Genomic DNA, 20,702 nt, shown 5'->3' with positions numbered 1-20,702 from the left:
TCGCACGCGGGGCTAACCAAATCGAAATGCGGATGTTGGAGAATGCTGGCTGCTTTGGCGCAGTTGCCGCAAGAAATGCGGCTGGGCTTGGATATGAGATTGAGATTGTACATGGGTGCTTCGCCCTTGCGGCGGTGGCATCTGGTCCTCATCGAGCGTCTCCGGGCGATCCCCGGCCTGGCGCTTTCGGTCGTTCCGCCGGCAGTGAACGCAGCCGACCCACATCGGCTCGACGGTCTCTTCCGCGTCGAGGGCTATCTGCACGGCCTTCAGCCCGATGGCCTTTTCACGCTCGCCCGGCCGGCTGAGGCAGCTGCCGTGGCCGCCGCGCCGGGGCACGACGAAGCCGACTTGCTTCTCGATCTCGGCAGCGATGAGCCGGCCGGACCAACGCGCCGCTGGGTCCTTCGCTTCGAAGGGCAGGCGGGAGAAGCTGCACTTGTCGCCGCTCTTCTCGCCGGTGGTGTTCCCTTGGTCGAGCTGACGGAGAATGGGGCGCTGATCGCGGCAGCGCGGCCCGGCAGCGATCACGGCCGCATTCTGCTGGCGAAGCTCGACGATATCCTCAGCCGCGTGATCACCTTCATCGTGGCCGCGGTCGAAGGCAGCCGCATGCGTGTGCCGCAACTGCCTGCCGAAGCCGAGCCTTCGCCCACGCCCCATACCGGCCTCGCGCGGACCATGGTCCGCGCGGTGACTTCGAATGCGGTCGATCGCATTTACCGGCGCTGCTTCCACGCCCCCCATTGGCGGGTGGGCTGGCGCAAGCTGGGCGGCCCGGATCTTTTCGATCTGAAGCGCCATCCCGACGCGGGCTGGTGCGACCTGCCCGATGACGGCACCCGCTTCTATGCCGATCCGTTTCCGATCCTGCATAGGGGGCGTCTCACGCTCTTCGTCGAGGATTTCCCCCACGCCACCGGCAAGGGCATCATTTCGGCGGTGGAGTTCGGGCCGGATGGTCCGATAGGCCGCCCCGAGCCAGTGCTCGAACAGCCCGGCCATCTCTCCTATCCCTTCGTCTTCGAACGGGACGGGCAGGTCTGGATGATCCCGGAAAGCTCCGGCGCCGCGCGGGTGGATCTGTTTCGCGCGACAGCATTCCCCGGCGGCTGGGTCAGGGAGGCGACGCTGATCGACGGCGTCGTCGCCAGCGACGCGACGCTGATCGAGCATGGCGGTCTATGGTGGCTGTTTGCCACGGTGCGGGACGGCGGCGGCTCCCATTCGGATACGCTTCATCTCTGGTCGGCGCCGGATTTCCGCGGTCCCTGGAAACCGCATCCCCGCAATCCCGTGCTGATCGATATCGCCTCGGCCCGGCCGGCCGGGCAGATGACCATCCGCGATGGCGTTTTGCTGCGTCCGGTGCAGGACTGCCGGTTCGGCTACGGCAAGGCGCTCGGCATTGCCCGCGTCACACGGCTCGACCCCGAGGGCTTCGATCAGGAGATCGAGACCATCATCCAGGCAGGTGCTCTCTGGCCCGGGCGCCGCATCCACAGCCTCAACCGAGCCGGCGGCTACGAGTTCATCGACGGCTCGGCAATGGCTCGCCGGCCGCTTCTGGCGGGTCTGCGGCCGGTGCCGGCGCTCGCCGGCTCCTGATGGCATGCCGGGCGCCGTCGGCGAGGACGGCAAGCCGCCCGAGCAGCGTGCGCCCTCCCGAAACCGAATCCAATGTCACCGACTGGGTGGCGAAGCGCCGCTTGAAATCCTCGCCGCCGCAGAGGAAATCGACCATCGACAGGCCCTGGTCGATCGACCACTGGATGTAGTCCATCATCAGCACCATGCCCGGCGACGCCCGCTCATGGTCCGGATCATAGGTGGTGACGAAGGCCATCATCCTGTCGCGCTGCACCAGATTGATCGAGACGGCGACGACGCTATCGCCGCATTCGAGCAGGAAGACACGCAGGATGCCGAGCTTCGCCATCACGCCGACGAGCGCGGTGAGGGCCGGAGAGCCTTCGTCGAACAGATCCGAGGCATGGCCATGGCGCTCGAGCCATTTGCGCTTGAGGGCGGCGACGCGCAGCAGCACGGGCTCAAGTGGCTCTTCCGGAGACATCAGCCGGAAGCGGACTTCCCCGGATTCCTCCATGAATTTGCGCCCGCGCCGGTAGTTCTGCCGCGTCTTCTTCGACTGCTGGTCGAACCAGAGCGCGCCACGATTCCAGGAGCCGCTCACACGATAGTTGATCTCGGTGCGGTGGTTCGGGCTCAGACGGAGAGCTGCATTGTCACCCGTCAGGATCTGGCGGGCGAGGGCCTCGGGCGCAAGCCGGTTGAGATAGGCCATGTCGAAGCGGCCGGCTTTGGCGATCGCCCGCCACAAGGCGGCTGCGGCCTCGCGGCTCCAGCCGGGAGCCATGAGGATATCGCCATAGTCGCTGTGTTCCTTCGCCGCCCATTCAAGGATGCGGATGCCGCGGCGCCTGATCGTGGCGAAAGGCAGCACGGCCTCCAGGTTTTCGCCATTCCAGACCAGGCCGATCAGCAGCCCGCGCTGGTCGCGGCCCGGCGTGGTCCGCCACCAGGCGCTGATCCAGCCATAGCTCTGGAAAACAAGGCCGTCGGCTTGCCGCCATAGCGCATCCCAGGCCGGAGCCAGCGCAGTGAGCCGCTCCTCCGAGGTCACGATCTCCAGCTTTCGGCCATCGACGGCGGTGAACTCGGCAGATGCGCTCACTGCTGTGCTCCCTCGGCCTCGGCTTCGGTGCGGCGAGTGGGGCGCAGGCCGAGCCGGCGCCGGATCTGGTGCCACATCCGCTTCAATGGCAGCAGGTAGAGCCCCGAAAGTGACTGGTAATCGCGGACGCCACGTTCCATCAGCCCGAACTTGAAGTCCTCATCCGGCTTCGGCACGCACAGCGTTCCGAACAACCGGTCCCAGAACGAGAACAGCAGCCCGAAATTCTTGTCGTAATGGCGCGGATCGACGCTGTGATGCAGCTGGTGCCAGTGCGGGCACAGGACGACGTTGTTCAGCGGCCCGAACGATATCTTGAAATGCGTATGCCTGACGAAGTCCATCATCAGGATGTTGCGCATGACGTAGACGTTCACGCCGAAGACGGTGAGTTCGATGAGGTTGAGCGAGACCAGCGACCAGATCCCGAAGCAGATGCCCGGGATCACCCCGTCCCAGGCCCGGTTCATTAATTCGTCCAGCGGATGGACGCGGTCCTTGGTGATGCCCACCATCACCTCGGCCGAATGATGAACCTTGTGCAACTCCCAGAGGATGGGAAAGCGGTGCTGCGCAACGTGGTAGAGGTAATAGGAGATGTCGTAAGCCAGCAGCATTGTGACCGTGAAGATCACGGTCGTCACCGGCCCGGCCGGCCCCGGAATGAGGGGCGGATCGATCTGGAAGATCGTGGCGAGGATTTTGTTGGTCGCGTAGCCGACGGCCGCGACGAAGGCGACGCCCGCCGGCAGCATCAGGAACGGCATGATCGCCTTGCGGGTCACCCAGAACAGCAGATCCGCCTTCGCCGAAGGATGAGTGATGATCTCGTTGGGGAAGATGAAATCGAAGAACTCCCGGAAGTTCTTCTGCTCGGCCGTCCGCCAATAGGCGACCAGCGCGCTGACCAGCGCCGTCAGCAGCAGCAATCCCGTCGTCAAGAGGCTCGTCGCCGAAATCTTGTCGAGGATCTTGCCAATGAACTCGGTCATGCCGTCTAGCACCTGCGCTGGGGAGTGGCCTCCTTAGGCCACAAGGCTATTAAATATTCGGCGCACTGCAGGAAACCTCGCGCGTTATGGTTAAGCGCGGTTGCGGGCGATGCGATTCTGAAGGCGAGGCGCTGTCCTCAGCCACGCTCCGCCGCAAGCCGGCAGATCATGCGTGCGGTTTCGTAGGATTTCACGAAAGCCGGCACGGGCAGGAACTCGAAGCGCGAGTGAAAATTGCAGCCGCCGGTGAAGAAATTCGGCGTCGGCAGCCCGCGTGCCGAAAGCGCCGCCCCGTCCGTGCCGCCGCGCATCGGGATCAGTTTCGGCGCGATCTTCAGCTCGTACAGCGCCGCGAGGAGCAGATCGACCGAGCGGCGGTCGTCACCCAGGCTGTCATGGATGTTGCCGTAGGTGTCGCTGACGTCAGACGAGACCCGTCCCGTCGGATAGCGCCGCGCGATCAGTTCCGTGACCTCGCCGATGCGGCGCTTGCGCTGTTCGAACCGCGCCTTGTCGAACTCGCGGATCATCACTTTCAGCCTGGCTTCGCTCTGGCCGGCGGCGATCTCGGTGAACCAGAAATAGCCTTCGCGCCCCTCGGTGCTCTCAGGCGTCTCGGTCCGGTCGAATTCCGCGATGAAATCCATCGCCATCAGCAGCGGATTGACCAGCACGCCCTTGGCCGACATCGGATGGGCGCTGACGCCGGTGAAGCTGATCTCACCCTGGGCCGCGTTGAAGTTCTCGATGACGACCTCGCCCAACTCGCAGGCATCGATCGTGTAGGCGAAGTCGCAGGCAAAGCGCGTGAGATCGAGCGCCTTGGCACCGCGCAGGCCGATCTCCTCGTCCGGCACGAAGGCGACGAGGATGTCGCCATGGGCATCCTCGGGTCCGAGCTCGGCGAGCAGTGTCATGACTGCGGCGATGGCCGCCTTGTTGTCGGCGCCGAGCACGCTTGTGCCGTCGCCGACGATGACGTCCGCGCCGGCCCATGGTTCGAGCTGCGGGTGCTCCGCGACCCGCAGCCAGATGTCCCGCTCGCGGTTGAGGCATAGATCCTGCCCTTCGAAGCGCAGGATCTGCGGGCGGATCACCGGCGAGAGCCCGACATCGACCGTATCGAGATGGGCGATGAAGCCGATGCGCGGCGCGCCCGGGCGCGTGCCGGACTTGCGCGCGGTGACGGTGGCGTGCTCGTCGATGACGATATCGGCGAGGCCGAGGGCTTTGAGTTCCTCGGCGAGAAGGGCGGCGAGGCGCTGCTGTCCGGGCGTCGTGGGCAGGGTCGTCGCCTGCGCGTCGCTCTGGCTCTCGACCGCGACATAGCGCAGGAAGCGCTCCGTCAGTTTCGCCGCAATGGACATCTCGACCCCGCTCGTCAGGCAGCGCCATACCAGATGGCGCGCGCAGCGAGAGCTATCGCGTCGGCCGGCGCTTCGGCAAGACCTGCCGAAGCCCAAAGCACCGGGCCGAAAAGTGGGATCCCCTTTTCGGAGAAATCCGGTGCTCAAACAACGAGATAGATCGCCACTTTGCGTCCCATAGGACGCCCGGCGATCTAGCGGTCACGCCGCCTTGGCGAGGAAGTCCTCGGCATAGTGACAGGCGACCTGCCGGCCGTCGATTTCGCGTTTCTCGGGGCGCTCGGCCCGGCAGCGGTCGGTGACATAGGGGCAGCGGGTCGAGAACACGCAGCCCTTCGGCGGGTTGAGCGGGGAGGGCAATTCGCCGCGCAGCACGATGCGCTCGCGTTTGCCGGCATCGACGCGCGGCGTCGAAGCCAGCAGCGCCTGCGTATACGGGTGCAGCGGCCGGGCGTAGATGCGCTCCTTCGGACCGTGCTCGATGGCATTGCCGAGATACATCACCATCACGTCATGGGCGATGTGCCGGACGACGCTGAGGTCGTGCGAGATGAAGAGATAGGCGAGCTTCAGCTCTTCCTGCAGATCGGCCAGCAGGTTCAGCACCTGCGCCTGAATCGAGATGTCCAGGGCCGAGACCGGCTCGTCCGCCACGACGAGCTTCGGCGAGAGGATCAGCGCGCGGGCGATGGCGATGCGCTGGCGTTGGCCGCCGGAGAACATGTGCGGATAGCGGGCATAATGCTCCGGCCGCAGGCCGACCTTGGCCATGATCGCGCGCGCCTTCTCGGTGCGCTCGGCCTTGGAGAGGTCGGTGTTGATCTTGAGCGGCTCCTCCAGGATCGTGCCGATCTTCTTGCGCGGATTGAGCGAGCCATAGGGGTTCTGGAAGACGAACTGCACCGTGCGGCGCAGGCGCTTGCGCTCGCCGGCGGGCGGGTTGACGGCGTCGAGTCCGTCGAGCGTCAACGTGCCCGAGGTCGGCGTCTCGATCAGCGTCGCCATGCGGGCAAGTGTCGATTTTCCGCAGCCGGACTCGCCGACGACCGCGAGCGTCCGGCCGGCATCGACCGCGAAGGACACCTTGTTTACCGCCTGCAGCTGCGCCGGCGGGCGGAAGAGCCCCTGCTTGACCGGATAGATCTGCGTGAGTTCACGCGCCTCGATGACGGGGCTGCTCATCGCACGGCCTCCTTCGCCCGGCCGGCTTCGTCGCGGGCGCGATCGGCGTCGCGCTGGGGATCGCCGAGCGGATAGTGACAGCGTACGCGCCCGTCAGCCCAGTTCCTGAGTTCCGGCTGGACATTGCGGGAATGTTCGGTCGCATAGGCGCAGCGCGGGCTGAACAGGCAGCCCTTCGGCCTGTCGTTGAGGCCAGGCACCATGCCGGGGATCGTGGCGAGCCGCGTCGCGTTTTCGCTCCGCTCCGGCAACGCCGCGAGCAGCGCGGCGGAATAAGGATGCTGCGGATCGGCGAACAGCGCATCGACCTTGCGCTCTTCCATGATCTGCCCGGCATACATCACCATGATGCGCTGTGCCGTCTCGGCGACGACGCCCATATTGTGGGTGATGAGGACGAGCGCCATGCCGCGCTCGCGCTGCAGCGACATCAGGAGATCGAGGATCTGCGCCTGGATGGTGACGTCGAGCGCGGTCGTCGGCTCGTCGGCGATCAGCAGGCGCGGATTGCAGGCGATCGCCATCGCGATCATCACGCGCTGGTTCATGCCGCCGGACATCTGATGCGGGAAGGCCTTGAGACGGCTTTCAGGTGCCGGAATGCCAACCTGCTCGAGCAGCTCGATCGAGCGGCGCTTTGCGGCCTTGCCGTCCATGCCCTCATGCTTCTTCAGTGTCTCGGCGAGCTGGAAGCCGATGGTGAAGCAGGGGTTCAGGCTGGTGCTCGGCTCCTGGAAGATCATCGCCACATCCTTGCCTGTGAGCTGGCGGCGCTCGCGGGCGGACATGGTCAGGAGGTCGCGGCCGTCGAAGCGCAGCTTGTCGGCGCGGACGCGGCCGGGATAGCCGACGAGGCCCATCAGCGCGAGCATGGTTACTGATTTGCCGGAGCCGGATTCACCGACCACGCCGAGCACCTCGCCCTCCTCCAGGGTGAGGTCGATGCGGTCGACGGCGCGCAGCGTTCCCTGTGAGGTCGGGAATTCGACGCTGAGGTTTTCGATTTCGAGCAGGGGCATGGGTCAGCGCTTCAGCTTGGGGTCGAGCGCATCGCGCAGGCCGTCACCGAGGAGGTTGAAGGCGAGCACGGTGATGAGGATGGCGAGGCCCGGGAAGGTGACGACCCACCAGGCGCGCAGCACGAACTCGCGCGCATCGGCGAGCATCGTGCCCCATTCCGGGGTCGGGGGCTGGGCGCCGAGGCCGAGGAAGCCCAGCGCCGCGGCGTCGAGGATCGCGGTGGAGACGCCGAGCGTCGCCTGCACGATGAGGGGAGCGGCGCAGTTCGGCAGGATCTCGGAGAACATCAGTCGGACGGTCTGCGCGCCGCTGACCTGGGCGGCGATGACGTAATCCTTGCTCGCCTCGGTGATCACGGCGGCGCGTGTGATGCGGACATAGTGCGGCAGCACGACGATGGCGACGGCGAGCATCGCGTTCATCAGGCCGGGGCCGAGGATCGCGACGATGACGATGGCGAGCAGCAGACTCGGCATCGTCATCAGGATGTCCATCAGCCGCATGATCGCGATATCGGCGATGCCCTTGAAGTAGCCGGCGATCAGCCCGAGCACGATGCCGACGATGATGGCGACCGCGACGACGAAGATGCCGATCACCAGCGAGAGCCGCGCGCCGTAGAGCAGGCGCGAGAGGATGTCGCGGCCGATGGCGTCGGTGCCGAGCGGATAGGAGAGCGATCCGCCCTCCTGCCAGAACGGCGGCTTCAGGAAGACCGCATTATTGGTCAGATTGGGATCATGCGGTGCAATGATCGGCGCGAACAGCGCGCAGAGCAGCACCAGCACGATGACGACGAGCCCGGCCACTGCGCCGCGATTGGCGCTGAAATAGGTCCAGAACTCGCGCGCCGGATGGGGCGGCGTGCCGCTCGGTGCGGCGACGGCTGGGGCTTCGAGGGTTTCTGCGCTCATGGACGAGGGCTCCAATGGGAGCTGAAATGCGAAGGGCGGTTCATTTGGCGTGCCTGATGCGCGGGTTGATCAGGCCATAGAGCAGGTCGACGAAGAGGTTGACGCTCATCACGACAATGCCGAGCAGCAGCGTGCCGCCCTGGAGCACGGGGTAGTCGCGCCGGCTGATCGCCTCTATCAGCCATTTGCCGACGCCGGGCCAGGAGAAGATCGTCTCGGTCAGGATCGCGCCGGTGAAGAGCGTGCCGACCTGCAGGCCGATGACGGTGACGACCGGGATCAGCGCGTTTCGCAGCGCATGCAGCGCGACGACCCGGATCGGCGCCATGCCCTTGGCCCGCGCCGTGCGGATGTAATCCTCGCCGAGCACCTCGAGCATCGCCGAGCGCGTCATGCGCGCGATGACCGCGAGCGGCACGGTGCCGAGCACGATCGCCGGCAGCACGAGATGCGACAGCGCCGACCAGAAGGCGTCGACGTCGCCGGCTAGCAGGCTGTCGATGGTCAGGAAGCCGGTGACGGGTTCGATGAAGTACTGCACCGCGATGCGGCCCGAGACCGGCGTGATGCCGAGCTGCACCGAGAACAGCAGGATCAGCAGCAGGCCCCACCAAAAAATCGGCATGGAGTAACCGGTCAGCGAGATGCCCATCACGCCATGGTCGAAGATCGAGTTTCGCTTCACCGCCGCGATGATGCCGGCCGGCAGCCCGACGATCAGCGCGATCAGGATGGCGCAGAGCGCGAGTTCGATGGTCGCCGGGAAGAGCTGTCCGAACTCGGTCAGGACGTTCTCGCGCGTCACGATCGACTTGCCGAGATCGCCTTGCACAACACGCTCGATATATTTGCCGTATTGGACGAGCAGCGGCCGGTCGAGGCCGTATTCCGTGAGCAGCTGGGCATGGCGAGCGGCGTCGATGCCGCGCTCGCCAGCCATGGTCTCGATCGGGTCGCCCGGCACGAGCCGCACCAGGAAGAAGGCCAGCAGCGTGATGCCGATGAAGGTCGGGATGACCAGGCTCAGCCGGGTGAAGATGAAGCGCAGCATGGTTCTGCCATTCTTGTCGGCCGGAGCATGTCGTCCTGCGCGGCGGCCTGTCTTGTCACTTTAGTCGAGTTCGAATTCCGGCGCAGCGGAAACACCAGAATCCGCGAAAGATCAAGAACGCCACGACAAAAACCGTGGATCGCAACGGGGTATCGCGGTTCTCGCGTATTTGATCACGAAATACTTGAGAACGTTCGGGAATTCTGGCGCAACAATACGAAATTTTTCGGCGCCGGAAAAGCAATGAATGCTCTGCCGGCGCCGGTGATCATCGGGCGTTCGGGTCTTATTTCGCGATCGATACGCCGTAGAACGGCTGTCCTCCGAAGAAGTGGATCTTGTAGTCCTTCGCTTCCTTGCGCACCGGCGTGAAAGCCTGCGCATTGGCGAAGAGCAGGCCCGCCACATCCTCGTGGAACAGCTCCTGGAAACGCTTGTAGAGCTTGGTCCGTTCGCCCTGGTCGGTGATTGTGTTCGCCTTGGCGAGCGCATCCGAGGCCTCCTGGTTGCACCAGCGTGCGCGATTGGCCCCGGTCTTCACCCCCTCGCAGGTCCAGCCCGAGAGCAGGATCTGGCTCGGATCGGGATAGTCCCAAGTGTAGCCGAACATGCCGACTTCGTGGTCGCCGGCCCGGCCGCGCTTGAGGTATTCGCCCCATTCGAAGGTCTGGATCGTCGCCTTGACGCCGATCTTTGCCCAGTCGGCCTGGATCAATTCGGCCGCGCGCCGGCCGTTCGGCATATAGGCGCGCACGACGGGGATGGCCCAGAGCGTCGTCTCGAAGCCGTTCGGATACCCGGCCTCGGCCAGCAATGCCTTGGCCTTCTCCGGATCATAGGGACGCGGCTTGAGGTCGGTGTTGTGCGACCAGAGCGAAGGCGGAACCGCCGCCGCCGTGGGTTTGCCGGTGCCCTGATAGACCGCGTCGATGATCGCGGGGATGTTGGTGGCGTAGGCCAGCGCCTCGCGCACCCGCTTGTCGCCGAAGGGCTTTTTCTGCTGGTTGAAGGCGAGGAAGCTCTGATCGGCGATGCTGCCCTGCAACAGGTTGATCGTCGGCTCGGTCTTCATCGCCGGCAGGTCACCGGGATTGGGGTAGCGCGCGATCTGGCATTCGCCCGAGCGCACCTTGGCGAAGCGCACCGCGGCATCTGGGGTGATCACGAAAATCAGGTCGTTGACCAGCGCCATGCGGTCGCGGTTGCCGACGGCCTTGGTCCAGTGATCCGGCACCGCCTTGAAGCGGATGATCGCATCCTTCTGATAGGAGAGAAGCGAGAAGGGGCCGGTGCCGATCGGCGCGAAATCGACCTGCTCGGGCGTGCCGGCCTTCAGCATTGCGGCTGCGTATTCGGCCGAGAGGATCGACATCGGCTCGACCGTGAGAGCAGACAGCATCGGCGAGTTCGGTTTGGTCAGCGTGAGCTTGACCGTGTAGTCGTCGATCTTCTCGATCGACTTCAGGCTCGGCTTCACGATCTCGCTGAAGAACTGGTAATTGCCGCTGCCGACCTTGTTGTAGGGGTTGCTCGCATCGAACATCCGCTCGAAGGAGAAGACCACGTCGTCGGCGTTGAATTCGCGCGTCGGCGTGAAGGCCTTGTTGGCGTGCCACTTCACGCCCTTGCGCAGCTTGAAGGTGTAGGTCAGCGCGTCCTCGGAAATCGTCCAGGACTCGGCGAGGCTCGGGATGATCTGCGAGCCGCCGCGTTCCGTCGCCGTCAGGCGCTCATAGATCTGCGCCGCCACATCGTAGGCCGTGTTCTGGCTGCTGAATTGCGGGTTCAGGAAATCGGGACTGGCTTCGGAGCAGACGACCAGCGCCTGGGCGTTGGCGGCGGCGGGTAGCGCAAGGGCGCTCAGCCCCAGCGTCAGGGCGAAGGAGCGGGCACGAACGGACATGGACGTTTCTCTCGGGACAGGCGGGAGGGGGATCGGGCGCGGGGCGTCGTGCCCCATCGTCTCCGCCTCCCGGAACGCGGCCCCGCCGGGGCCGCGTCATCTGGCGTGCATCAGCCGCGCCGGGTCGGGGCGCGGCTGGCTCCTCGCCTCAGTTGGCGATGTCGACGCCGTAGAAGACGTGGCGGCTGAACGGCGAGAGCTTGAAGTCCTTCACTTCCTTGCGGACGGGCTTCAGCTGCACCGCATGGGCGATGGTGAACCAGGGCGACTGCTCCTTGAACACCACCTGCGCCTGCCGGTAGAGCTTTTCGCGCTCCGCCTGGTCGGTCACGGTCTTCGCCTTCACCACCAGATCCTCGAAGGGCTTGTAGCAGAACTTGGCGACGTTCGAGCCGTTGGTCTTGGCCGAATCGCAGCCGAGCAGCGTGTGCAGGAAGTTGTCCGGGTCACCGTTGTCGCCGGTCCAGCCCAGCATGCCCGTCTGGTGCTCGCCCGCCTGCATGCGCTTGCGGTACTCGCCCCATTCGAAGCTCTTGATCTCGGCCTTGACGCCGACCTTGGCGAGATCCGCCTGCATCAGCTCGGCGATGCGCTTGGCGTTCGGGTTGTAGGGGCGCTGCACCGGCATGGCCCAGAGGTCGATCTCCATCCCGTTCGGATAGCCGGCCTCGGCGAGCTCCTTCTTGGCCGCCTCCGGATCATAGGGGTCGTCCTTGATGGTCTCGTTGTAGGACCACATGGACGGCGGGATCGGGTTGATCGCCGCGATGCCGCTGGAGAGATAGACCGCGTCGATGATCGCCTTCTTGTTGATCGCCTTGTTGACGGCGCGGCGCACCTTGACGTCGTCGAAGGGCTTCTTGGTCGTGTTGTAGGCGAGATAGCCGATGTTCAGGCCGGGCTGCTCGAGGATCTGGACATTGGCGTCCTTCCTGATCGCATCGAGATCGGCCGGGTTCGGATAGGGCATGACATGGCATTCGCCCTTCTGGAGCTTGGCCCAGCGCACCGAGGCGTCCGGCGTGATCGCGAAGATGAGGTCGTCGATCTTCGCCTTGCCCGCCCAGTATTCCGGGAAGGCCTTGTAGCGGATGATCGCGTCCTTCTGGTACTGCACCAGATAGAACGGGCCGGTGCCGAGCGGGTCCTGATCAAGCTTCTCGGGCGTCCCCGCCTTCAGCATCGCATCGGCATATTCCTTCGACTGCACGCTGGCATATTGCATGGCGAGGTCGGAGAGGAACGGCGCCTCCGGCTGGTTCAGTGTGATCTTGACCGTGTAGTCATCCACCTTTTCGACCGACTTCAGCAGCTTGGGCATGCCCATGTCGTTGAAGTAGGAGTGGTTCGAGCTCGTCACCTTGAAGAACGGGTGGTCCTCCTTCCACTGCCGCTCGATCATGAACATCACGTCGTCGGCGTTGAAGTCGCGCGTCGGCTTGAAGGTCTTGTTCGAATGCCACTTCACGCCCTTGCGCAGGTGGAAGGTGTAGGTCAGTCCATCCGGCGAGATGTCCCATTTCTCGGCGAGCGCCGGCTGGACCCTGGTGCCGCCGCGCTCGAACTGGACGATGGTGTCGTAGATCTGGGTGTTCGCGTCGAAGGAGGTGCCGGTCGTGTTCACGCTCGGCGCGAAGTTCTCAGGGCTGCCCTCGGAGCAATAGACCAGCGTCTTCGCCATCAGGGGCTGCGCCGCCATCAGCGCGGAGGCCGACAGCGTCGCCAACAGAATTTTCTTCATGGATGTCTCCTTGAACGCCTCTTCCACCGCCGTGTGCGGACGATGGCCCCGTTGTATCGGAAGCTTCGTGGGCGGAATTCCCCGAGCCGCCTTGTCAACAGCTTATTGAAAGTCGGGGGGCGCGAATAGTCGTTTCCACAGGCGTTTTTCTGCCGGCGGAAGGGAGGGTAAACGATTGCGCGGCGCGTTCCGCATCGCCTCGGAGGCCACCTCGCAGAAGCCCGAGACCGGCCCCTGGAGCCGCTAGAGCACCTCGCGCACGCGCAGCAAGGTCACATCCATATGACGGCCGATCGCCTCCGACAGGGCGTCGGCGTCGCGCTTGAGCAGGGCCGCCATCATCTCCTCATGCTCGGCCACCGCACCGGCCCATTTCTCCGGGCCTTCATTGCCGACGAAGCGCAGCCGCTTGATGCGCGACTGCAGGGTGGTGTGCATCTCCAGCAGCACCGCGTTGCCGGAAGCGGCGACGATGGCGCTGTGAATGGCCTGGTTCAGCTTGAAATAGTCGAGCCGGTCGCGCGTCGCGTAGAGCGCCAGCATGTCCCGGTGCATCTTGTGGATCGCTTCGATCGTGGCGTCGCTGGCCTGGGCGCAGGCGATCCGGCCTCCGAGCTGCTCCAGGCTCTTGATGACTTCGAGGATGTCGGCCAGGTCGCGCGCCGAGAACTTGCGGACGACGGCGCCCTTGGCCGGCAGGATCTCGACGAGCCCCTCGCTGGCGAGCGTCTTGATCGCTTCGCGCAGCGGCGTCCGCGAGACGCCGAGCTGCGCGCCGACGAGACCCTCGTTGATGCGCTGACCGGGAGCGAGCTGCCCCTCGATGATCATGTCGCGCACCCGCTCCAGGACCTCGTCATGCAAGGTCCGCCGCGTGATCCGGGGGAAGTCGGCCGCCGTCTCGCTCATCGCTGCTCCATTGTCTTCGGCTGCTCCGTTACGGCACGCGGCGTCAGTGCTGTCAAACCGCGGCGAAGAGTGCGTCCTGGCGGTGTCGCATCGCCAGCAGCCCGGAATCCCCGCCGATCTCGACGTCGCCGAGGCGGATCGCCTCGCCGGCCTTGACGGAGCGGACGAGCGGCCGGTCGGCGACGAGGTAGAACGGGGCAGGGCGGTCGGCTGCGAGCGGGGCGGCGGGCCGCACCTCGGCACCGATGCCGTCGATGCTGTGATGATGCCCGCCCATCTTCAGCACAGTGCCGGCGGCGAGGTCGCGCAGCGCCACCGCGACGAGATCCTGCCGTGGCCTGTAATCCCCGCCATAGCCGGAGCGGCCGAGGCCGGCGGCATCGAGGATGGAGGTGGCGACCTCAACGCCCAGCAGATGGCGGGGCAGGTAGAGCGCGCCAGTCCGGCCGCTGCGGCTGACAACATGGCCCTTGTCGGCGAGCATCTCCCAGGTCTCGGCATTGTCGCAGCGCACGACGATGAAGACGCCGCCGGCGAAGCTGGCTTCTTCCGCCAACCGCAGATGGTGGAAGACGTCGATGCGCCGCGTGCCCGACATGAGGCCGCCCTCGCCGCGCTCCGCGAAGAGGTCGGCAAGCTCCGGGATACGCGCCGGCGGCGCATGGAAACCGGCGGTATCGGCAGAGAAGCCGAGCGCGTTGGCGACCAGCGTCATCTCGCAGAGATCCGGCACGGCCCGCAGCGGGAAGGCCTCGCCCAGAACGCGGGCGCGCTCGGCCGCATTTGCGACGATGGAGCGGGAGCCCGGCAGCCAGTGCTCACGCAATGCCGGGAGATGGCGGGTCACGCCGTTGCAGGCGACATCGCCGGTGGCGGCGTCGAGGACGAAATCGTATTCGCTCGACTTGCCGGCGGCGATGATGTCGAGACCAAGCACCTCGGCCCAGCTCGCCAGCGCGATCAGCAGGCTCGGCTGGTCGCCGTCGACCGGCGTCACCACCACGCCCTTCTGCTGCGCCAGCCGCGCCAGCCCCGGACCGGCGACGCTGTCGGCCTCCTTCGAGACCAGTGCGACATGGCGGCCGGCCTCGATCGCGGCGAGGCTGTATTGCGTCGCGCCTTCCGGGCTGCCGGTCGCCTCGACGAGCAGCTGGAAGGGCAAGTCGAGGACGATGTCGAGGCTGGCGGCGGCGACGCATTTTCCGCTGTCCCAAGCCGCGCGTGCTTGCGTTGCAGTCTCGCACAGGGCGATTTCGGACGGTGCGAAACCGGCGGCGGCGAAGGCGCGCCCGGCGGCTTCCGCCGACATGTCGACGGCGATGCGCGCATTGACCAGCCGCGTGCGGCGCGACTGCGCCAGATAGCTGCGGCCGAAGCTGCCGCTGCCGACGAGGCAGGTTTCGACCGGCTCGGTGATCCCGGCGTAGTGCGCGTGAAAATTCATCAGGCTCCTCCCGGCGCGGCCGATGACGGCGTGGTCCGCGCTTTTGGCGATGACTACAGCAATCCCGTTATGCTGCATACAGCATACTTGAGACGACGCGATGCCTGTGTTAGCGAAAGGGCCGACAAACAATTCCAGGCAGCGGAGTGCGGCCATGAGCGAGCGGATGAACGAAGCCCTGCCGGTGATCGCCGTGGCGATGGGCGATCCCTCGGGCATCAGCCCGGAGCTGACGGCCCGCATTCTCTCGGAGGCCGATCTCAGGGCTGCCGCGCGCTATGTCGTCTTTGGCGACAAGCGGCTGCTCGACCTCGGCATCAAGGATGGCGGCGCCGATCCGCAGGTTCAGGTCGTCGGGGATGGCGATGCGTTGCCACTCGGCGACAAGCCTGTCTTCGTCGATCTCGCCAACCATGATCCCGCCGATCTCAAGCGTGGCACCGCGACGCTCGCTGGCGGCAATGCCGCGACGGAGAATTTCCGCCGAGCGCTGCAATTCGCCGCCGCCGGCAAGGCCGATGCGGTGTTCTTCACGCCGTTCAACAAGGCGGCGATGCGCTTCGCCTATCCCGGCTATGACGACGAGATCCGCTTCGTGCGCGACGCCATCGGCTTCGAAGGGGCTGCGAGCGAGTTCAACATCCTCGACAAGCTCTGGAACGCCCGCGTGACCTCGCACATCCCGCTTTCGGAGGTGGCGCAGAACATCACGCAGGAGCGCATCCTGCGGGCGCTGACCCTGGCGGATGCCAATCTGCGCGCGGCCGGCTTCAACCCGCCGCGCATCGCGGTCGCGGGCATCAATCCGCATGCCGGCGACGGCGGCAATTTCGGCCGCGACGAGATCGAGACGATCGAGCCGGCGGTTGCTGCGGCGAAGGCCAAGGGCTTCACCGTCGAGGGGCCGTTCCCCTCCGACACCGTCTTCCTGCGCGCCAAGAACGGCGATTTCGATGCCGTGCTGACGATGTATCATGACCAGGGCCAGATCGCGATGAAGCTGATCGGCTTCGACCGCGGTGTCACCCTGATCGGCGGCTTCCCCTTCCCGATCTGCACGCCGGCTCATGGCACGGCCTATGAGATTGCGGGCAAGGGCATCGCCAATCTCGGCGCGACGCGCGCGGCACTGTCGCTCGCGATCAAGATGGCTCAGGACGGAAAGGCCGGGGCGCGCGCTGCGGCCTGAGTTCCCGCTGCTTTCAGTGAAGCCGCCAACAAGAGCGGCGTCGCAAAAATCCAGTTCCTAGGGAGAAAAATCATCATGAAGACCATTGCCATCTCGGCTGTATTCGCTGGCGCGATCGCGCTCGGCGGCGCCAGCGCGGCGCAGGCCTGGGAGCCGACCAAGCCGATCGAGTTCGTCGTGACCTCGGGCGCCGGCGGGGGCACCGACAATTTCGCCCGCGTGATCCAGTCGATCATTACCAAGCACAAATTCACCGAGCAGCCGATCGTCGTGGTGAACAAGGGCGGCGGCTCCGGCGCCGAGGGCTATGTCTATGGCAAGGGCGGCAAGGGCGATCCGAACCGCGTCATCTTCGGCACCAACAACGCCTATCTGCTGCCCTATGTCGCCAAGCTCGGCTACAAGTTCACGGATCTGACGCCCGTCGCCTCGCTGGCGCTTGACGAGTTCCTGCTCTGGGTGAAGGGCGACGCCCCCTATGCCGACGCCAAATCCTATATCGAGGCGGTCAAGGCCAAGCCGATGGGCTTCAAGATGGGCGGCAGCCAGTCCAAGGACACTGACCAGACGCTGACTTCGATGATCCAGGACGCGTCCGGCGTGAAGTGGATCTACGTCCCGTTCCAGGGCGGCAGCGCGGCGGCCGTGCAACTCGCCGGCGGCCATATCGATTCCAACGTCAACAATCCCAACGAGAACATCGGCCAGTGGAAGGCCGGGCAGGTGAAGCCGCTCTGCGTCTTCTCGCCGGTCCGCCTCGCCAAGAGCGATCCGGTCTTCGAGGGCAAGGGCTGGGGCGATATCCCGACCTGCAAGGAGGCTGGACTGCCGCTCGAGACCTTCCAGATGCCGCGCACCGTCTGGCTGCCGGCCGAGGTTCCTGCCGATGCGGTGGCCTACTATGCAGACCTTCTGGAGAAGGTCTCCAAGACGCCGGAATGGCAGGAGTTCGTGCAGCGCACCGCCCAGACCGCCCGCTTCATGAAGGGCAAGGAGCTCACCGACTTCGTCGCCAAGGACGAGGCCGCGAACAAGAAGGTCTTCGAAAACGAAGGCTGGGTCGCGAAGTAAGGTGCGATCGTCATTCCCGGGCGGCGCGACGCGTCGACCCGGGAATCTCATGACGCGAAGGCCGGTTTCCGAGATGGCCGGGTCAAGCCCGGCCATGACGTGCAAGCCCTGAAAGGGAGAACCCACCGCATGATCACCCGCTTTTGGGCCGAGATCGGGACCGCGATCCTGACGCTCGTCTTCGGGCTCGTCATCGTGAAGGGCTCGCTCGAATTCGGCATCGGCTGGGATACGTCCGGCCCGCAACCCGGCGCTTTCCCCTTCTATGCGGGTGCGCTGATCGCGCTTGCGAGCCTCGGCACGCTCGCCATGACGGTCGGCCAGCGCGTCGCCGGCAAGGCGGTACTCGCCGAGTCCTTCCTCGATGCCGAGCGCGGCAAGCGCGTGCTTTCATTCCTCCTGCCGCTGATTGCCTTCGTCGTCATCAGCGCGACGCTCGGCATGTATGTCGCGACGATCCTCTACCTCGTCTTCGCGATGCGCTTCCAGGGTGGTTATGGCTGGCTGCCGACCCTGGTCACGGCCTTTGCGACGGCGGCGTTCTTCTATTTCTCGCTCGAAAAATTCTTCCAGATCGGCCTGCTCAAAGGCCCGATCGAGCCGCTCATCGGCCTCTGAAAGCGGCGGGGATATCAGCATGGACAACGTCGCCAACCTGATGCACGGCTTCTCGGTCGCGCTCACCACGCATCATATCCTGCTGATGATGGCCGGCGTGCTGCTCGGCGTGCTCGTCGGCGTCCTGCCGGGGCTCGGCGCCCCCAACGGCGTCTCGCTGCTGCTGCCGCTGACCTTTTCGATGGAGCCGGTCTCGGCGATCATCCTGCTGACCTCGCTCTATTGGGGCGCGCTCTTCGGCGGCTCGACCACCTCGATCCTGTTCAACATTCCCGGTGAGCCCTCATCGGTCGCGACGACCTTCGACGGCCACCCCATGGCCAAGCAGGGGAAGGCGACCGAGGCGCTATCCTTCGCCTTCCTCTCGGCCGGCTTCGGCGCCATGGCCGGCGTCATCCTGATCACGCTGCTCTCCGGCTGGGTCGCGAAATTCGCGCTGCGCTTTTCCTCGCCCGAATATTTCGCCGTCTACTTCATGACCTTCGCGAGCTTCATCGGGCTCGGCGGTTCCTCGCCGTTCAAGACGGTCGTGTCGATGGCGATAGGCTTTGCGCTGGCGACCATCGGCATGGACTCCGTGTCCGGCAATGTCCGTCTCACCTTCGAGTTCGACGTTCTGCTCGCGGGCGTCAGCTTCCTGATCGCGGTGATCGGCCTGTTCGGCATCGGCGAATTGCTGCTGACCATGGAGGAGGGGCTCAAATTCGACGGCGTCGCCGCCAAGGTCCGCATCGGCGACGTGCTGCGCACCGCGGCGAAGCTGCCGCGCTACTGGCTCGCCTTGCTCCGGTCCTCGCTGATCGGCATCTGGATGGGCATTACGCCGGGCGGGCCGACCGCGGCCTCCTTCATGAGCTACGCCATGGCCAAGCGCTCCTCACGCAACCCGGCGAAATTCGGCAAGGGCGAGCCCGAGGGCGTGATCGCGCCGGAGACGGCAGACCACGCCGCCGGCTCCGCCGCCATGCTGCCGATGCTGGCGCTCGGCATTCCCGGCTCGGCGACGGCGGCGGTGATGATGGGCGGCCTGATGATCTGGGGGCTCAACCCCGGCCCCACGCTCTTCACCGACCGGCCGGATTTCGTCTGGGGCCTGATCGCCTCGATGTATCTCGGCAACGTCGTCGCGGTGGTGATCGTGCTGGCGACGGTGCCGCTCTTCGCCTCGATCCTGCGCATCCCCTTCTCGATCATCGGGCCGATCATCGTGGTGATCTGCTTCATCGGCGCCTATACCGCCGCGAGCAAGGAGTTCGACATCTGGCTCGCGCTGATCTTCGGGCTCGTCGGCTATGTCTTCAAGAAGCTCGATTATCCGATCGCGCCGCTGGTGCTGGCCATGGTCATCGGCGACAAGGCCGAGGACGCATTCCGCCAGTCGATGATCTTCAGCCAGGGCTCGCTCTCGATCTTCTGGTCGAACCCGCTGGTCTCGACGCTGATGTCGGTCGGGCTCGCGCTTCTGGTGCTGCCCGTTGTCGGCAGCATCGCTCGCCGCTTGCGTGGCACCAAGGCCGCCAGAACCGTCTGACGGCCGTATCGCCCCTTCGAATGCCGCCCTGTCCGCCAGAGACGAGATGACGCCATGACCGAACCCTATAAGGGCATCCTGCCGATCGCGCCGACCATCTTCCACGACAATGGCGACCTCGACATCGCCGGCAACAGGCGCGTCATGGACCTGATGGTCGATCAGGGCGTCGACGGCATCTGCATCCTCGCCAATTTCTCGGAGCAGTTCCTGCTGACCGACGAGGAGCGCGATCAGGTCATGCGGCTCTCTCTCGAGCAGGTCGCCGGCCGCGTGCCGGTCATCGTCACCACCTCGCATTTTTCGACGCGCATCGCGGCTCAGCGCGCCAAGGCCGCGGCCGATGCCGGCGCGAAGATGCTGATGATGATGCCGCCCTATCACGGCGCGCTGCTCAAGGCCGACGATCAGGGCATGATCGAGCATTTCAAGGCTGTCACCGACGTCTGCGGCTTGCCCGTCATTCTGCAGGACGCGCCGCTCTCCGGCGTGACCATGACCGTGCCCTTCATGATCCGGCTGGCGAAGGAGGTTCCGCTCGTCCGCTATTTCAAGATCGAGGTGCCCGGCACGGCGAACAAGCTGCGCGCCCTGATCGAGGCGGGCGGCGACGCCGTCGTCGGCCCCTTCGACGGCGAGGAGGCGATCACGTTGATGGCGGATCTCGACGCCGGCGCGACCGGCACCATGACATCGGCCATGATCCCGGACTTGATCAAGCCGATCCTCGCCGCCCATGCGGCCGGGGACCGCAAGCAGGCGGCGGCGCTCTATGCCCGCGTGCTGCCGATCATCAACTACGAGAACCGCCAGTGCGGCCTGCGCTCGGCCAAGGCGGTGATGAAGGAAGGCGGCGTGATCAAGTCGGAGGCCGTGCGCCACCCGCTGACGCCGCTGCACCCGAAGACTCGCGAGGGCCTGATCGAACTCGCGCGCGAGCTGGATCCTCTGGCGCTGCGCTGGGGCAAGTGAGGCCGGGGGAAGCGGCGGGCGCAGCCGCGCGCCGCTTCGTCTTTACAAAGCGCGGAGGGGCAGCGAGAACACCCGACTGACGGCCGGGCCTGAAGCACGGCGA

17 protein-coding genes are annotated in these 20,702 nt (G+C 65.5%); 6 read left to right on the top strand and 11 right to left on the bottom strand.

The features are described 5' to 3' along the window. The first annotated feature begins 111 nt into the window (after positions 1-111). Entirely contained in the window at positions 112-1,608 is a 1,497-nt protein-coding gene (locus AC1DDA_RS26000) for a glucosamine inositolphosphorylceramide transferase family protein (protein ID WP_476797926.1), read from the top strand. On the opposite strand, the gene AC1DDA_RS25995 is transcribed toward AC1DDA_RS26000, so the two are convergent. From AC1DDA_RS25995 to AC1DDA_RS25945, 11 genes are all read right to left on the bottom strand, one after another. After that, a complete protein-coding gene (locus AC1DDA_RS25995; RefSeq protein ID WP_476797925.1) occupies positions 1,532-2,695 on the bottom strand; it encodes a GNAT family N-acetyltransferase in 1,164 nt (387 codons plus the stop codon). The two genes, AC1DDA_RS26000 and AC1DDA_RS25995, sit on opposite strands and share 77 nt — an antisense overlap. Then, the gene (locus tag AC1DDA_RS25990; RefSeq protein WP_476797924.1) at positions 2,692-3,687 is read right to left on the bottom strand and encodes a sterol desaturase family protein; all 996 of its coding nucleotides are present in this window, start codon (positions 3,685-3,687) and stop codon (positions 2,692-2,694) included. Before AC1DDA_RS25990 ends, AC1DDA_RS25995 begins: the two co-directional genes overlap by 4 nt. 137 nt (positions 3,688-3,824) lie before the next feature. Beyond that, entirely contained in the window at positions 3,825-5,054 is a 1,230-nt protein-coding gene (pepT, locus tag AC1DDA_RS25985; RefSeq protein WP_476797923.1) for a peptidase T, read from the bottom strand. A gap of 201 nt (positions 5,055-5,255) precedes the next feature. After that, positions 5,256-6,236: a peptide ABC transporter ATP-binding protein gene (locus AC1DDA_RS25980; RefSeq protein ID WP_476797922.1), complete on the bottom strand. Its 981-nt coding sequence runs from the start codon at positions 6,234-6,236 to the stop codon at positions 5,256-5,258. Continuing rightward, complete coding sequence (locus tag AC1DDA_RS25975) at positions 6,233-7,255, bottom strand: ABC transporter ATP-binding protein (RefSeq protein WP_476797921.1); 1,023 nt, start codon at positions 7,253-7,255, stop codon at positions 6,233-6,235. The genes AC1DDA_RS25980 and AC1DDA_RS25975 overlap by 4 nt, the downstream gene beginning before the upstream one ends. 3 nt (positions 7,256-7,258) lie before the next feature. Continuing rightward, on the bottom strand, positions 7,259-8,170 hold the full coding sequence (locus tag AC1DDA_RS25970; RefSeq protein WP_476797920.1) for an ABC transporter permease subunit: 912 nt from the start codon (positions 8,168-8,170) through the stop codon (positions 7,259-7,261). A 40-nt stretch (positions 8,171-8,210) separates the two neighbouring features. Continuing rightward, positions 8,211-9,221 (bottom strand): ABC transporter permease subunit, encoded by a 1,011-nt coding sequence (locus tag AC1DDA_RS25965; protein ID WP_476797919.1) that lies wholly within the window; start codon positions 9,219-9,221, stop codon positions 8,211-8,213. Between the two features lie 286 nt (positions 9,222-9,507). Beyond that, a complete protein-coding gene (locus AC1DDA_RS25960; RefSeq protein WP_476797918.1) occupies positions 9,508-11,124 on the bottom strand; it encodes an ABC transporter substrate-binding protein in 1,617 nt (538 codons plus the stop codon). A 148-nt stretch (positions 11,125-11,272) separates the two neighbouring features. Next, entirely contained in the window at positions 11,273-12,865 is a 1,593-nt protein-coding gene (locus AC1DDA_RS25955; RefSeq protein ID WP_441513546.1) for an ABC transporter substrate-binding protein, read from the bottom strand. Positions 12,866-13,108: 243 nt separating this feature from the next. Then, entirely contained in the window at positions 13,109-13,774 is a 666-nt protein-coding gene (locus AC1DDA_RS25950) for a GntR family transcriptional regulator (protein WP_476797917.1), read from the bottom strand. Positions 13,775-13,826: 52 nt separating this feature from the next. Further along, positions 13,827-15,218 (bottom strand): flagellar biosynthesis protein FlgA, encoded by a 1,392-nt coding sequence (locus AC1DDA_RS25945; RefSeq protein ID WP_476797916.1) that lies wholly within the window; start codon positions 15,216-15,218, stop codon positions 13,827-13,829. Positions 15,219-15,372: 154 nt separating this feature from the next. On the opposite strand from AC1DDA_RS25945, the gene AC1DDA_RS25940 reads away from it, so the two are divergent. From AC1DDA_RS25940 to AC1DDA_RS25920, 5 genes are all read left to right on the top strand, one after another. Continuing rightward, positions 15,373-16,407 carry a 4-hydroxythreonine-4-phosphate dehydrogenase PdxA gene (locus AC1DDA_RS25940; protein ID WP_476797915.1) on the top strand — a complete coding sequence of 345 codons (1,035 nt, stop codon included), beginning with the start codon at positions 15,373-15,375 and terminating at the stop codon, positions 16,405-16,407. A 75-nt stretch (positions 16,408-16,482) separates the two neighbouring features. Beyond that, positions 16,483-17,478: a Bug family tripartite tricarboxylate transporter substrate binding protein gene (locus AC1DDA_RS25935; RefSeq protein WP_441513550.1), complete on the top strand. Its 996-nt coding sequence runs from the start codon at positions 16,483-16,485 to the stop codon at positions 17,476-17,478. Between the two features lie 129 nt (positions 17,479-17,607). Further along, positions 17,608-18,096: a tripartite tricarboxylate transporter TctB family protein gene (locus AC1DDA_RS25930; protein WP_441513551.1), complete on the top strand. Its 489-nt coding sequence runs from the start codon at positions 17,608-17,610 to the stop codon at positions 18,094-18,096. Positions 18,097-18,115: 19 nt separating this feature from the next. After that, the gene (locus AC1DDA_RS25925) at positions 18,116-19,627 is read left to right on the top strand and encodes a tripartite tricarboxylate transporter permease (protein WP_476797914.1); all 1,512 of its coding nucleotides are present in this window, start codon (positions 18,116-18,118) and stop codon (positions 19,625-19,627) included. A gap of 54 nt (positions 19,628-19,681) precedes the next feature. Further along, a complete protein-coding gene (locus AC1DDA_RS25920; protein WP_476797913.1) occupies positions 19,682-20,599 on the top strand; it encodes a dihydrodipicolinate synthase family protein in 918 nt (305 codons plus the stop codon). Positions 20,600-20,702 lie beyond the last annotated feature (103 nt).

The organism is Allobosea sp. 10N428 (assembly GCF_056394545.1).
This window is presented reverse-complemented; position numbering and strand designations above follow the sequence as displayed.

Coding starts and splice junctions, on each gene's coding strand:
- AC1DDA_RS25955 (WP_441513546.1), bottom strand. CDS start 12,865: ATGAAGAAAATTCTGTTGGCGACGCTGTCGGCCTCCGCGCTGATGGCG.
- AC1DDA_RS25945 (WP_476797916.1), bottom strand. CDS start 15,218: ATGAATTTTCACGCGCACTACGCCGGGATCACCGAGCCGGTCGAAACC.
- AC1DDA_RS25965 (WP_476797919.1), bottom strand. CDS start 9,221: ATGCTGCGCTTCATCTTCACCCGGCTGAGCCTGGTCATCCCGACCTTC.
- AC1DDA_RS26000 (WP_476797926.1), top strand. CDS start 112: ATGGGTGCTTCGCCCTTGCGGCGGTGGCATCTGGTCCTCATCGAGCGT.
- AC1DDA_RS25970 (WP_476797920.1), bottom strand. CDS start 8,170: ATGAGCGCAGAAACCCTCGAAGCCCCAGCCGTCGCCGCACCGAGCGGC.
- AC1DDA_RS25920 (WP_476797913.1), top strand. CDS start 19,682: ATGACCGAACCCTATAAGGGCATCCTGCCGATCGCGCCGACCATCTTC.
- AC1DDA_RS25990 (WP_476797924.1), bottom strand. CDS start 3,687: ATGACCGAGTTCATTGGCAAGATCCTCGACAAGATTTCGGCGACGAGC.
- pepT (WP_476797923.1), bottom strand. CDS start 5,054: ATGTCCATTGCGGCGAAACTGACGGAGCGCTTCCTGCGCTATGTCGCG.
- AC1DDA_RS25940 (WP_476797915.1), top strand. CDS start 15,373: ATGAGCGAGCGGATGAACGAAGCCCTGCCGGTGATCGCCGTGGCGATG.
- AC1DDA_RS25925 (WP_476797914.1), top strand. CDS start 18,116: ATGGACAACGTCGCCAACCTGATGCACGGCTTCTCGGTCGCGCTCACC.
- AC1DDA_RS25935 (WP_441513550.1), top strand. CDS start 16,483: ATGAAGACCATTGCCATCTCGGCTGTATTCGCTGGCGCGATCGCGCTC.
- AC1DDA_RS25975 (WP_476797921.1), bottom strand. CDS start 7,255: ATGCCCCTGCTCGAAATCGAAAACCTCAGCGTCGAATTCCCGACCTCA.
- AC1DDA_RS25980 (WP_476797922.1), bottom strand. CDS start 6,236: ATGAGCAGCCCCGTCATCGAGGCGCGTGAACTCACGCAGATCTATCCG.
- AC1DDA_RS25950 (WP_476797917.1), bottom strand. CDS start 13,774: ATGAGCGAGACGGCGGCCGACTTCCCCCGGATCACGCGGCGGACCTTG.
- AC1DDA_RS25960 (WP_476797918.1), bottom strand. CDS start 11,124: ATGTCCGTTCGTGCCCGCTCCTTCGCCCTGACGCTGGGGCTGAGCGCC.
- AC1DDA_RS25930 (WP_441513551.1), top strand. CDS start 17,608: ATGATCACCCGCTTTTGGGCCGAGATCGGGACCGCGATCCTGACGCTC.